Genomic DNA, 12,602 nt, shown 5'->3' with positions numbered 1-12,602 from the left:
GGTCAAAACACCCCACGTCCCGCATGAGCATCTGATGTCCTTGGTCCCGACCGGCCCGTTTTGGCGGGTTAATTGGGATGCAATCTGGCCGCTTTGGCCTGAGCTGGCGGTGCTGGACAGGTGCCCGCAGGATCCGATCTATCACGCTGAAGGTGATGTTGGCATTCATACCCGCATGGTTGTCGAGGCGATGGTTGCCGATCCGACCTGGCGCGACCTGCCGCCTGAGGATCAAGGCTATCTCTTTTGGGCGGCTGTGCTGCATGACATTGGCAAACCAGCCGTTACAACCCAGCAAGGGGATGGGCGCATTTCATCACCGGGGCATTCGCGGATCGGGGCTGCCATGGCACGGACATTGCTGTGGCATGCGCAATCTCCCTTCGCGTGGCGCGAGGCACTTTGCGCGATCATCGCCCATCATCAGCTGCCTTTTTGGCTAATCGAACGGCCCGATCCAACCCGACTGGCGATAGAGACATCATGGAAATGCCGCCCCGATCACCTGTGCCTCCATGCCCGAGCTGACGCTTTGGGGCGCATTTGTCAGGATCAACAGGCAGTTTTGGACAATGTCAGCCTTACGGAGGTGATTTTTCAAGACGCCGGATGTTTCAACGCTCCCTTTGACTTTGCCAATGATGAAAGCCGCGTTGCCTTCTTCGAGACCGAGGGCCGGGATCCTCATTATGAGGCTCATGAGGCGTTCAAATGCACCGTCACGGTCATGTCGGGTCTGCCGGGCGCGGGCAAGGACACATGGATTGCCCAACATCGAAGCGACCATCCGGTTGTCAGTCTCGACCTCATCCGCGATGAGCTTGGAGTGACGGCGCGGGGCAATCAGGGCAGGGTTATTCAGGCCGCGTATGAAAGAGCCCGCACATTTCTACGCGCGGGCAAAGACTTTGTCTGGAACGGCACGAATGTAACACGGCAAAATCGGGCAAAGGTTCTGCGACTCTTGCGAGATTACGGAGCCAGAATTGACCTCGTGTACATTGAACCCGCCCCCGATCAATTGCTCCGTCAAAACAAAGATCGACCTGATGCCGTACCTGAGGCCGTGATAACCCATCTGGCTCGAAAACTGGAGCCTCCTCAAACCTGGGAGGCACATCGTGTCATGAGACTGACATCCGCTTAGAAAAACGTCTCACGTAAGCCAACATTCCAACCGCCCGCCGCGTCGTTGACTGAACATAAAACGGTCATCTGTTGAGATTGAGTGGGCAGTCCGTTGATTGGGTCTTTCTCTGCAGCCCCCGTTATGACGCGTTTGGGCGTTCACAGTTCCATGTTTATGGTTTCCGCCCGGTCGTTGGTCTTTGCAACGACCGGGCGATAAAACGGCTTAGGCCGCTGATTTCCGAGGCCGAAACAGCGGCTGGATGAGGCGGCGGTAGCTGAGCGCCAGACCTGTATAAACCATGAAGACCGTGAACAAAGAGGCAAGCCCCGCAATGGTTTGCCCGATGAGGCCGTAATGCTCGCCCGTATGAACGAACCGCATCCACATGCGCGCCTGCATCCCCGGTGACCGATCAGACAGGCGACTTGTCGACACGACCTCACCCGTTTCTTGCGCGATCGTCAATGTTGTCTGATGCGTCAACTGCCGCCCCGTTCCGGTGTCCACCATGGCGCTGACACTGTCGGCATTTTTGCCTTTGGGCAGGGTCAATTTGATTTGGGTCCAATCACTTTCATGAGTGATCGCCCGATCGAGAACGGCCTGAAGCCCGACACCATTGGCGTCAATCGCAAGTGGGCCACTGGCCTGGCTCCCACCGGGTCGCCGTCTTGTCGGGGCGTCTTCGCCATAGGCTGAGTAGACCAAGTCGCTTGCCCAAGAATAGGAGATGACAGCCCCTGAGAGGATGATCAAGATAAGGGGGATCGCAGCCCAGAACGCAAAAACATGATGCCATGAGAAGTCACGTGCTTTGGCGTTCGGATAACTACGTCGGAACAGTATTTTTGTCTTAAGCATGCCCCATTTCCAGATACGGGGCAGCCAAAGGTAAATCCCCGACTGGAGAAGAAAGCCAAAGACGAGGTTCGACGCACCAGTCACCATCGCCCCGGTGTCGTTGCGCCCTGAGAGCGAAAGCCATCGGTGCAGTGTGGTCACCGTGCCAAAAAACTCTTCGGTGGCGGTTGGACCAGAGCCCAAAGCTTCGCCGGAATAAGGATCGAGGAAGAGTTTGTCGCTCCGGCCAATCGTGGCGACCACGGCGGCGCTGTCGTCATTTTGGAAGACAAGGGCCGATGCTTTTCCGTCGGTTTCAGCAAGGGCGATTTCGGCAAGCCGGTCAGCAGGCAATGCGGATGCGTCCGAAACCGTCACGTCGTATGTGCTTTCGGCGGCGTTAATAAGCTGGTGTTCGTAGGTCAAAAGAACACCGGTGATGGCGAGGAGCAAAATGACAAGCCCTGTTGCTATTCCAGCCACCAAATGGCTCCAGAACAGGATTTTTCGAAATGACATGGCGGTCCCATTTACGTGATTTGAGGTTAAAGTCCTACGTAGTACGCGCGCCGCACCTAGTTCCGTCGCCGATTTGTAAAATAATTTCAGAGGTGTGTCGGGCAGTGTTGGTTTGTGTTCAAAATTTTGCGCCCAAATGCGGCTTGGGCCGGATGCAAAGTCAAAAAACGCGCGTATGGGCCGATCTAAAGTGGTTCCTAAATGGGCTGCGCCCCTGATAAAAGGCGCAGCAGATGCAAACCGATAGAGGTCGCTGTTGGCATCGGCTAACCAATCCCCGGATTGTGCTTTTCGGCTCTCGTGAAGTTCATGCCCGTGTGAGGTGATGACCTGCATGGCGGGCCGAAAAGCAGGAGATATCCACCTGATCCGCTTGAGCTGCCTTTGAGAGACAGCACCGGCTTTGGGCGGTGGAACAGCCCGCCCTCTAACATGCCATCGGGCCGTCGAGGGGCCGGATGACTGGGTGTTCCGGTTTGCATTCTAGGGCAGATTCACCCATCTGTTTTCGGCCCAGCTTGTCCGACATAGTAGATTGTGCTGATCAGATGCGTGGCGTTGAACACCCCGATTTCGCTCAGGAAATCACTGTTTGCATTCCGAAATCGATCCCCTGTTTCGGCATCGTCGTAGTACAGGATCACAACCTCATCAGGGGTCGGCATGCCGAGGGCATAATCCACGCCAACAAAAGACTCGGTGACATACGTGTCCTCAAGGGTTTCAGCCTTGGCGTCAATGCGCGCCAATTCCGCATCGCGCGCATTGACGTCTTGGTTGTTGTAATAACTGATCTTGAAAACATATTGTCGGTCCGAAATTGGGCCTTTCGCGGCTTGAACCGGGAAATCAATCAGGTCGCCTTCTAGAACGGCGAGGGTGTCTGATGATGGCGCAAGCGCAGCCAGATGAGCACGCGACGACCTGTCTGACAGCACCGATGTGTCGCAGGCCAACAAAGCAAACTGGTTGGGTTGCTCAAGGCCGATGTCGCCCTGTGCGGCACCGATAATACCTGATCGTCGCACAGAACATCCCAGCGCTGCCAAGGCGGTCCTATCGAGGGTAATAGCCGTCGGGCTATCCGAATGAAACAGCCCCATGACCCCGACAGGTGTGACGGTGCTATCGGCAAGCGCACCGGTTGCACTCATCAAAGCAATTGTTAGGGCTGTGGTCGTAGATAGGTGATCAAGCATAATATTATTCCTTGTTTTCAATGGTGATCGTGACGACATGGTCACGAAATACATCCGTCAAAACCGCATGATCAGCAGTTTTCAGGGCATAGATCGCCGCAACAGCGCGATGCAAAATCAGTGTGGGGTGGGCAGGTGACGGGAGGCTTGGCGCGTTACCCTGGAACACCGACGAAAACATTTTATCGTCCCAAGTGTATTCAAGCCGGCCACAAAGCGTGTCTTCGTGGTGCAGCCCCAAGGTCATATTGCCATCCATGGGATTTCGGATGTCGGCTTCGAGGAGTTTGATTTCATACGTCATGTTGATTTCCGATGTGTGGTGTTCCTCTTGATACAAAGAGACTGTCGGCTTATAAATTGACCAAAATTGAACCTTACCGGATGAAAAAATGACCACCCCTGATTGGGACGACCTGCGGATTTTCCTTGCGGTGGTGAGAGCGGGCTCTGTCAGGGGGGCTGCAAGATCGCTCAACAAAACACACGCGACTGTCTCAAGACACTTGCAGTCATTGCATGATGTTCTGGGTAGTCCGCTGTTAGAGCGGCGCAAGGAAGGTCAGTGCCTCACCGATCTGGGGCAGCGCATTCTGCCTCTCGCTGAGGACATTGAAGCAAAGGTTGCCAAGATTGATAGGATGTCCTTTTCGGCCGATACGGGATTGGCGGGTCCGGTCACGATATCCATGCTGGAAAGCCTGTATTTGTCGGTATTGGATAAACCCATAGACGCTTTTATGGAGCGATATCCGATGATCTCACTCAAGATCATTGCGACCGATGAATTGAGCGAACTGGCATGGCGGGACGCGGATGTTGTTGTCCGACTGACACGCTCCCCCCCGGAAACGGCCTATGGTAAGAAGGTCGCAGAAAGCCCGCTCGCGCTTTATGCGGCACCAGCCTACCTTAAGAACAGACCGAAACGCGATTGTTGGATTGCCTTCGATTGGCGACCAGCCAGACAACCGCTCGGGTCTGCACGTACTGTTGCAAACGCCAGCACGATGGGAGCGGCAGCGCGGTTGATCGAAATGGGGCGCGGCATCGGCATGTTGCCTTGTTTCTTTGGAGACGCGCAATCTGGCTTGGTTCGCTTACCTGAACTCGCCCCAAAAGAAGATTTACAGATCTGGGTTCTTACGCATGAGGATTTGCGAAAAAACCCAAGAGTCCGAGCCTTGATGGATCACCTCTATGATGCCTTTGAAGACCTAAAGCCGCGGATTGAGGGCGCGCCTGATCTATAGTGGTTTCCCAGACCAAACTTTTTGCGCCGATATCCGCCGCCACCACATCTGGGCAATGGTTCATGCTATAGATGCCCGGCAAAGCCTCTTGTCGCGGCATTATATCGAACCCCCGCCCAACAAAACCCGCGGTTCCAGAGCGTGGGCAGATGTGGCAAAATCGACCATCCGTCGGGGCGATCCTATCATGCCCACATCCATATCCGTGTTGGCACCGCTTGCAAGCTTGACACATCACGTAGGGGGAGGGGAGACGGCATTGGTTTTGTTGAGCGATTTTGACCTCAATCCAACAACTTTTTCGGCTCGGGATTGTGCTCCGACCGTTACATGCCTGCCTGCGCGCTGATTTCTAGGCTGGCGATATTGAACGGGCCAAAACATGGTGGCGCCGCGGTTTTGATGAATGACGGATTTACTGTGCTTGATACTAGGCCTACGGCGATTTGGGAGGAAAACGCCAAGCATGTTGCTAACCGCGATGGGTTTGAACATCCTCTTTTTCAAGACGGTGATCCCAGAGCCGGTCATATGTTGAGGCAAATCTGGGAAATCGCATGTGCAAGTTTAACTGTCGGGCGATTGTCAGAACGCCTCGACATCGCTCTAATCATTGATGCAGCTTTGGTGACGTTTGCACCTGACTTTGGCGACCCTCAGGATGCGACCTTCTTGGAACAAAGGGCACCTCGTCTGACCAAAGCCCCCGCTCAAGTCCAGTCATATTTGTTTAGTCAGGGGCTTGAACTGGCCAAATTGAGTGTGACCGACGCCATTAACATCTGACGTTGCGGGCTCCCTTTCAGTAGTATGGGGGAGGCGGTGGCGGTGCCCATATATGTGGAAACCTTTAAAGGGGATACCGGCCCCGATTTTTCAAAGGCCGGTATCTGTCTCGCTCAGCGGCTGCGTTGCGTCGGAATGCTGCTGAACATGGGCCACTTTGCCCTTAGTTATAGGCGCAAGAACCGCACAGGCCTTGATCGTCTTCAACACAATAGCCGGGTAGACAAGCGGGGCCGGGATAGCCCGTCGGAGCATCCGACACGCACTGATAATAGTATGTATTGGTTGTGCCCGCGCAGGCGCTGTCATCCAGGCAGGGCGTGGTTGTTGAGGTCACGAACTGCCAAAGTCCGCGACTTTGGGCGCTGCCATCGTTGCATGTCACGGTGTCACTCACGGAATAGTCCACGTCCAGCGCGTTCTGGTATGAAATGGAATTGGCAAAGGTTCCAGACACTGAACCGTCTGCCTTGACACCCAGATTGGTGACCTCCAGCCCCAGCTCGACAGATTGCGTCACGGTCACGCTCCATTCTGCCGTGGTACCCCAGGTACTTGTTCGCGACGTGCCATACCCGATTTCATGAGAAACCGAACAATCCTGTCCAGTGCAGCTGTCCAACAATACCCAGCTGCCATTCGACAGTGTGGCATTCGCCGGAGTGCTCAGTTTTTGATAGTAGCATTGCTTGTGTTTGTCGGTGCTTGACCCCGGGCTCACGCCAAACGTATCGGTGTCGCACTCAAACTGATCGTCCGCATAGTGCAGAAAACGCCAATCAAATCTCTCATTGTCGCCATATCCAGCAAGCACCGCGCCTTGCACGTCAATCTCGCAGGTTTCCCCCTTTGAGGCACAATCCACCCGTGGATTTGGATGTTCAGGATCGTCATCCAGATTGATTTCGTCGTCCGTATAAACTGCGTATTCACATATGGGCGAGCCGCCATTGGGCATTGGGTTGAACCCATAATACTCTTCGTCGCAAGGCGTATTCTGGGCATAATTATCGCCTTCGGCCATAGAATATATCCAGCCACCGTCGCCACCATAGCGAATCCAGACCATCCCGGTGCCGCTAAAAGAAACGTCGGTCCCCGGTGTCCAACTGTGCTCGGCGTCAAACTCGGACTCTGCAGGCACGTTCAGAGGGTTGGCTGTGTTGTATCCGCAGGTGTTGTCCTTTTTCTTGCTGCTTGGATTGCCAAAGTAGTCGTCACAGGGAATGGCATCGACACCTTTGGTCAGGATATAGGTGTAATTTCCATTGCTGCCGTAGCGCATGGTGACGACATCGTCGAATTGCGGGCGACAATCGCCGCCTTGTTCGGCGCAGTCATACCATTGGCTCGGGGCTGTGGTTGGGGTTTGTGATCCATCGTCGGCATCATCCGACAAGGCTGCCGTGGCCATAAGACATCCTAAAGTGATGAGGATGAAGGGGGTGCGTGCTGTGGGTCGCATTGTGATTTCCTTGGGCTCCTGCAGGTAAAATCACCACTCTGATATCCAAATGACTCTGAGTGGCATTGGGGATGCCGTTCGGATCGCCCAATCAGCTCCGCCAAACACGCTGAGTTTTAAAATCGACATGCGCTTTTCAGTTTCGGCGCATCGTTTTCAGAATCAGAGATTAGGTATGTTGCCCGCTGCGGCGGTATTCGGTTGGGGATTGCTTGGTCGCTTCACGAAAGGCGCGGTTGAAAGGGCCCAACGAACTGAACCCAACCGCATAGGCGATTTCTAGGACCGTGGTTTCCAAATCCGCGGGGGCGCGCAGGCGGCGTTTGGCCTCTTGGATGCGTGATTGGTTGATGAAACTGGAGAAGTTCCGATGCCCCAGACCCTGATTGATGGCTTTGCGCACCCGGTGTTCTGGCGCGTCCACCTCTTGAGCCAGGGCACTGATCGTCAAGCCCTCATTTCGCCAGATCCCCGCTTGCATCGCACTCTCAATTCGTGTGATCAACGCCGTTTGCACAGCCGGGATTTGTTCGGTACCGGGGGCTGTCAAAGGCGGTGGGGTTATTTCGCCAGACCAATTGTTCGCATTGGCTTTAAGAGACCAAAGCGCCAGACAAAACAGGCACACAAACAGTGGAATTGATTTGCCAAGAGCAGCCGTCACCGATGGTTCGCCAATGAGCTGGTTCGAGGTCAGCGCGTTATTGATACTGTACAATAGCAGCAGAAAACACAAAACATGCCTGACCCGTCGCCGGGCATCCATAAGATCTCCACGCGCTGAAATGGCAATCAAAACGATCAGGGCACAAAAATGCGCGACTGCGTAACTCCTGAGATAAGGAACAATCACAGGCAAGGAGATGGCAAAAATGATCCCGATGGACACCGCTGCTCCGGACAGAATCCAGGCAAGGAAATAACGCCTGTCATCCAAAAAGATGATGATCAGAAACCAGGTGCCTTATAAGCTCGCCCCGGTGCCAATCAACCGCAAGAAATGGGTGGCCGTGTCGGGAAGTTCAAAGCCTGGCGGCAACGTGCTCCAAAGCCGCGCTGAAATCGTGATCGCAGTCGCCGTAAAGGCAAGTTGTGCTTCTCTCGTGATGCGGGCGGTCCAAATCAGTATTGCGAACAGTAAAAAGATGCCGGAAGACGCCCCCCGCAGAGCGTTGTCCAATAAGAAGAGTTCCATAAAAAGCCCTATTAGATTGAAACAGGTTTGGAAGAGGGTGCGGTCGGGATACACCGATGCGTTTCACTTGCCAAACGCCTCCTACTTAACTCCCGCAAACCGGCGACAAAGTCCTGCTTAGCGTGAGACCAGCCATCTCCAAATCTCGCACCTTTAACAAAGCTCGACAACACGAGGAGAAAAGCCTGTCAGAGCTTGAAATCCTAGCTTTTAATGCTGCGCCGGGCATCATAGAAAGCACCGCGCTGAACTGACTTTGCGCATTTGGGCTACCGGCCCGGTGCTGACATCCCCCGAATATCCAAACACTGCATTACAGCTTCCCTAAATTCTCCGTTCGACACATTGCGCAACATTTTGGTTAGTCGAGGTCAGCAGAGCGGGTTAAGATGTCACTGGCAGACAAGTAGGATAGGAGACCCAAAGTTGGGAGCGTCACTTGCTGAACTAACCCGATTTAGAGAAAATCTTGGTAAAGTGGTGGGGCAGCCAACAACGCTTCGCCCCTTTGTCTGTGAAGGATCACCTCTTGACAGTGACGTTTTTATTGTTGGCTACAACCCTGCAACCAAAATGGATGGCGATTGGTGGAGGTTCTGGAAAGAAGATTATGGCTACCAAAAAAGCGAGTGGTTCAGAGAATACTCCGCTCAACGTGGGGCGATGAGTAAAACACGTGCGAAAATAGAAGACATCGTGAATACCTTGTCTGATGTTAACGTGCTAGAAGCTAACATCGATGCTCGTCCCTCAGCGAAGAAAAGCGAGTACCCAAAACCTGTTACCGGTCCGTTTGACCACGTGCTCCGCGCCTGTCAGCCGAAGGTGATAATCGCGCATGGCGCTGACGCAGTTAAGCACCTCCAAAACTGGAAGCCGAACGGAACTCTGATAGAGTGTAAGCATTTTATCTACGTTGGACGAGAACGTACTGCAGAGATCATTGCTGAAACGCGGCAAGCTTTGATGGCGTCGACCGGGGGTTAGTAGAGACGTGTTTTTCAAAATCCGACGCTGCCCAAAATGGAACCTTAGCTGACTTAGTGCATTGTTGACCGCGATTTCTCTTAAAACACCTATTGCGGTTCGCGTCTGCCACAGTAGATGACCAGTGTCAGCCCAAAATGACCAATGTCGGGCGATTGCGACCGGCGTTGCTGCAGGTGCCAACTGTTTGCCTCGACTTCCCTAGAGCGGACATTCATACTGGAAATGACCAGCTCTAGAGGTCGAGGGCAGGCCTGAGCCCAAATTACTGGATGCTGCGCGATCAACGAATGGCTGCATTGCATTGATGATGCAGCGGGGCTCTCAATCTTCGTAATATTCAGCTATTTCTTCGGCTGTCATTTTCCGGACATCCCAACGCTCTGTTTTTGAGTTCAACTTTGCGGTATGGCTAGCTGGCAGTTCTTGAACGCCACTTGGCAAAAGAAAGCCTTTCATAGCGCAGCCCTTACAAACGACAACGGCGGCATTAATTGCTTCTTGGGTGTCATGATCGGTTTGCCCACACATAAAATCCCATTGGCCTTCTGGGCCATGCTCAATAAGCTTGAGCGGTCTTTCTTCATTGTGGACATGTCCGCACATGATCCCATGAACCTCATGAGAGTGATCGCTCATTGAAGCCTCCTAAACGCTTTGACTTCTGTGAACTACGGAACTCACTTGTCGAAATTATGGCCGCTACCAAAATAGACAGAAAAGGGCAAAGCAGACACTTAGATCAAGATTTGGAGCGACAGTATTGTCCGCTCAGCCGACTTTGGCCCCTCATTTTCCTTGTTTTTCCGACGAAACCTGTCGGATGACGGCTGTGAGCCCATTTTGCAGGATGCTGCGAAGTTCATGAAGGGTCAATAAGCGGCAGGAGGAGACTTGCCCGCAAATACGGTTAGTGCTGTACTCTGGCTGAATTACACTCCGTGGGAGTACTTGGCTTAGTAGCTTCAAATGGACTTACATTCTAAGTGCACATCAGCTGAACAACCTAACAAGTTCCGGCCGTTGCATAAAGAGTAAGTCAACCGCCAAATCAAAAACTTCGAATGGAGGCTCTAATCGCTTGTCTAGCCTTGGGTTAAGTCGGGCTGTCTCGGCTGGAGACTTTGTTAGCAGTTGTTCATGAACAAACCTCTCCAGCATACCCTGCAACCTTATTCCCTTTGAGGGCATGTCTCCGCCAATCGTAACGAGCTCATCGTCAAAGTATGTGTGTAGACCGAACACATCCAGGTTGGGGGGAGCGATATCAAGCGGCTTATCTCCCAGAGACGGGTCACAAAGCAACCAGTTCAACCAGCTGCCACCTGCATCGTAATACGATCTAAACTGTAATTCATATATGCGTCTTGATCGTGCTACGCCATATGGAGCTGGTGGCTGTTGCGAAAGATCTTTGGCGCCCGTGTACTTTCGGTGCATCACGAACTCTTCGATCTTTGGCCACCCATAATAGTCACAGATCTGATCCTGTATGACACGACGGTTAGGGACAACCAAATCAATGTCTGGAAGATGCGCGCCAATAAACTGCATTGCTTTTACTGCTCTCCAACCCGGCGCAAGGTGGTGCCATGCTGTCTCTGGATCCTTGAATACTGCTCTGTTGTCTCGCAGGTGACGAAACGGAAAACCAATTGGTGTAAAGAGTGCGAGCTCTGATATCAGGCATACGATGCGGCGTTCACTCTCATGAAAGGGAATAGTGCCTTGTGCCATGTTCTCCACGAACTTGACCAGCCTTTCACTTTCACCATTTTGGGCTCTTTTACTCAACGCTCTATAGGCTCTCTGAAGCATGCGCCACAGAATTGAATATGTCGTGTCGGGAATCTCATAAATGGAATTTTTCGAAATGCCACCCGGAGCAAGAACCGCTAATGCTTCGTTGACCGCCGCTGCACCAATAGCAATTTCACCTTCGTCCTCCCTCGACCACATAACTGCTGATTTATTGCGGCAACTGTCAACGTCTTCGTCTTTGAGTGACGGTTTAAATTCCTCTAGCGCCTCGCGAAAATCGCTCGTGATTATCTCAGAATCATCCAATAGGTCCTCAATCGCCTGCAAAAGATGGAAACAATCCGCAGAAGAAAATGTACGGAGATTTACATTTTCTCCCTCGAGAATTTCGCGAAATTGGCTCAATTTGACCCAAGGTAGCATTCGGAAGAGCACTGTTCCGGCGTCGCTCTCATCAAATTCAGATTCCAGTATCGCGCCCTGAATAAGTGGTACGCTCAGATCAGATAAAGTGAAGCTTGTTTCGCGGATCAGACGGCGAACTAAAATTGTAAGCCGGACAGATATCGCCTCAAGCAATAAACCGTATGGAGTCGAGTAATGTGCATAGACATGTACCAATTCGTGCATCGTATCATACTGATAATGCTTATCTGCGCGGTGATCTTTCGAGCGAGTATAAAGTAGTTGGAGATGGGTATTGAAGACGTTTTCGCCATTTTTTCTCAGACCAAAATCACCAAGTACTTCTCTTGAGAACTTTCTCATTTCTTCAGATATCGTGTGCCCAGCGGTTTTGGAGAACCTTCACTGGAATCTGTCAACGCTGTTAGGCTCAGTGTTATCTTTTGAATCGATGATGCATTTATGTTCTTTGTCTTCGATGCATCAATCACTTTGAGGTCAATACCGCCAGCGTTGCCGCTGCTTTCTTCGACCGTAAATTGAAACTCAATTTCAGCCCCAGTAAGTTGCAAAGCCGCTTCGTTGCCTGCTGCGATGCGATCTTCTTCGGCTTGTCTTAGTTCTGACGTCAGCTTGTTCAGTACGTCCCGAATATCCATGGGTTCTCTCCAGTTTGGTCATTTGGACATGGTCTAATTTTAGATACACGACAAGTGGTCGATTGATCACCATAGCGCTCGCAAGCAGTGATGTGCTTGGTACATAAACTGTACATCAGTATAGCGTCTGCTGGTAACCCTTCACATTCCGAGAGCGCGTTGCAAGGATCGACCCAAGCGCGTGTCTGATTTAATGTCAGCCCTACGCTCACCGGTGCGTGTTTAGCTCGGCCACGCCTCTGGTAATGCATATCCGCAAGAGTATATACTGGAAGCAAATTTTGGCGGGTTGTGAACCTGATTTTCAGATCTCCACTGAATCCGCAACTTGCCCATTCTCGCGTGCTGCAAATGTCGGTTGTCCACGCAACTGCGGACCTTTCGCTCTGATCGGCGAATGT

At 52.5% G+C, this 12,602-nt stretch carries 13 protein-coding genes; 4 read left to right on the top strand and 9 right to left on the bottom strand.

Annotated features, from left to right (window positions below; genetic code table 11):
- Positions 1–34: 34 nt before the first annotated feature.
- The gene (locus ACRBB0_RS16655; protein ID WP_431375575.1) at positions 35–1,147 is read left to right on the top strand and encodes an AAA family ATPase; all 1,113 of its coding nucleotides are present in this window, start codon (positions 35–37) and stop codon (positions 1,145–1,147) included.
- Positions 1,148–1,354: 207 nt separating this feature from the next.
- On the opposite strand, the gene ACRBB0_RS16650 is transcribed toward ACRBB0_RS16655, so the two are convergent.
- The 3 genes from ACRBB0_RS16650 to ACRBB0_RS16640 form a co-directional block, all read right to left on the bottom strand.
- Complete coding sequence (locus tag ACRBB0_RS16650) at positions 1,355–2,491, bottom strand: PepSY-associated TM helix domain-containing protein (RefSeq protein ID WP_431375574.1); 1,137 nt, start codon at positions 2,489–2,491, stop codon at positions 1,355–1,357.
- 494 nt (positions 2,492–2,985) lie between these two features.
- Positions 2,986–3,690: a hypothetical protein gene (locus tag ACRBB0_RS16645; protein ID WP_431375573.1), complete on the bottom strand. Its 705-nt coding sequence runs from the start codon at positions 3,688–3,690 to the stop codon at positions 2,986–2,988.
- Between the two features lie 4 nt (positions 3,691–3,694).
- Positions 3,695–3,994: a hypothetical protein gene (locus tag ACRBB0_RS16640; RefSeq protein WP_431375572.1), complete on the bottom strand. Its 300-nt coding sequence runs from the start codon at positions 3,992–3,994 to the stop codon at positions 3,695–3,697.
- Positions 3,995–4,082: 88 nt separating this feature from the next.
- Here ACRBB0_RS16640 and ACRBB0_RS16635 point away from each other — a divergent pair, with 88 nt between their 5' ends.
- A complete protein-coding gene (locus ACRBB0_RS16635) occupies positions 4,083–4,943 on the top strand; it encodes a LysR family transcriptional regulator (protein WP_431375571.1) in 861 nt (286 codons plus the stop codon).
- Positions 4,944–5,309: 366 nt separating this feature from the next.
- Positions 5,310–5,729, top strand: coding sequence for a hypothetical protein (locus ACRBB0_RS16630; RefSeq protein WP_431375570.1), 420 nt, complete (start codon positions 5,310–5,312; stop codon positions 5,727–5,729).
- Positions 5,730–5,892: 163 nt separating this feature from the next.
- Here the strand turns inward: ACRBB0_RS16630 and ACRBB0_RS16625 are convergent, their stop codons facing one another.
- The 3 genes from ACRBB0_RS16625 to ACRBB0_RS16615 all read right to left on the bottom strand — a co-directional run bounded on the left by ACRBB0_RS16625 (position 5,893) and on the right by ACRBB0_RS16615 (position 8,389).
- Entirely contained in the window at positions 5,893–7,194 is a 1,302-nt protein-coding gene (locus ACRBB0_RS16625; RefSeq protein WP_431375569.1) for a hypothetical protein, read from the bottom strand.
- 169 nt (positions 7,195–7,363) lie between these two features.
- Entirely contained in the window at positions 7,364–8,083 is a 720-nt protein-coding gene (locus ACRBB0_RS16620) for a helix-turn-helix domain-containing protein (protein WP_431375568.1), read from the bottom strand.
- Positions 8,084–8,158: 75 nt separating this feature from the next.
- Complete coding sequence (locus ACRBB0_RS16615) at positions 8,159–8,389, bottom strand: hypothetical protein (protein WP_431375567.1); 231 nt, start codon at positions 8,387–8,389, stop codon at positions 8,159–8,161.
- A 426-nt stretch (positions 8,390–8,815) separates the two neighbouring features.
- On the opposite strand from ACRBB0_RS16615, the gene ACRBB0_RS16610 reads away from it, so the two are divergent.
- Positions 8,816–9,376, top strand: coding sequence for a hypothetical protein (locus tag ACRBB0_RS16610; RefSeq protein WP_431375566.1), 561 nt, complete (start codon positions 8,816–8,818; stop codon positions 9,374–9,376).
- A 324-nt stretch (positions 9,377–9,700) separates the two neighbouring features.
- On the opposite strand, the gene ACRBB0_RS16605 is transcribed toward ACRBB0_RS16610, so the two are convergent.
- The 3 genes from ACRBB0_RS16605 to ACRBB0_RS16595 all read right to left on the bottom strand — a co-directional run bounded on the left by ACRBB0_RS16605 (position 9,701) and on the right by ACRBB0_RS16595 (position 12,201).
- Positions 9,701–10,015, bottom strand: coding sequence for a hypothetical protein (locus ACRBB0_RS16605; RefSeq protein ID WP_431375565.1), 315 nt, complete (start codon positions 10,013–10,015; stop codon positions 9,701–9,703).
- A 354-nt stretch (positions 10,016–10,369) separates the two neighbouring features.
- A complete protein-coding gene (locus ACRBB0_RS16600) occupies positions 10,370–11,905 on the bottom strand; it encodes a hypothetical protein (protein ID WP_431375564.1) in 1,536 nt (511 codons plus the stop codon).
- Entirely contained in the window at positions 11,902–12,201 is a 300-nt protein-coding gene (locus ACRBB0_RS16595; RefSeq protein ID WP_431375563.1) for a trypco2 family protein, read from the bottom strand. Before ACRBB0_RS16595 ends, ACRBB0_RS16600 begins: the two co-directional genes overlap by 4 nt.
- Positions 12,202–12,602 lie beyond the last annotated feature (401 nt).

The organism is Pelagimonas sp., from assembly GCF_050633425.1.
Classification (GTDB): Bacteria; Pseudomonadota; Alphaproteobacteria; order Rhodobacterales; family Rhodobacteraceae; genus Pelagimonas.
Note: the sequence above shows the minus strand (reverse complement) of the source record. Positions and strands in the feature narration are given on the sequence as shown.

Excerpts from the sequence above, each read along its gene's own strand:
- ACRBB0_RS16655 (WP_431375575.1), top strand. The coding sequence starts at position 35 with ATGTCCTTGGTCCCGACCGGCCCGTTTTGGCGGGTTAATTGGGATGCA.
- ACRBB0_RS16650 (WP_431375574.1), bottom strand. The coding sequence starts at position 2,491 with ATGTCATTTCGAAAAATCCTGTTCTGGAGCCATTTGGTGGCTGGAATA.
- ACRBB0_RS16645 (WP_431375573.1), bottom strand. The coding sequence starts at position 3,690 with ATGCTTGATCACCTATCTACGACCACAGCCCTAACAATTGCTTTGATG.
- ACRBB0_RS16640 (WP_431375572.1), bottom strand. The coding sequence starts at position 3,994 with ATGACGTATGAAATCAAACTCCTCGAAGCCGACATCCGAAATCCCATG.
- ACRBB0_RS16635 (WP_431375571.1), top strand. The coding sequence starts at position 4,083 with ATGACCACCCCTGATTGGGACGACCTGCGGATTTTCCTTGCGGTGGTG.
- ACRBB0_RS16625 (WP_431375569.1), bottom strand. The coding sequence starts at position 7,194 with ATGCGACCCACAGCACGCACCCCCTTCATCCTCATCACTTTAGGATGT.
- ACRBB0_RS16615 (WP_431375567.1), bottom strand. The coding sequence starts at position 8,389 with ATGGAACTCTTCTTATTGGACAACGCTCTGCGGGGGGCGTCTTCCGGC.
- ACRBB0_RS16605 (WP_431375565.1), bottom strand. The coding sequence starts at position 10,015 with ATGAGCGATCACTCTCATGAGGTTCATGGGATCATGTGCGGACATGTC.
- ACRBB0_RS16600 (WP_431375564.1), bottom strand. The coding sequence starts at position 11,905 with ATGAGAAAGTTCTCAAGAGAAGTACTTGGTGATTTTGGTCTGAGAAAA.
- ACRBB0_RS16595 (WP_431375563.1), bottom strand. The coding sequence starts at position 12,201 with ATGGATATTCGGGACGTACTGAACAAGCTGACGTCAGAACTAAGACAA.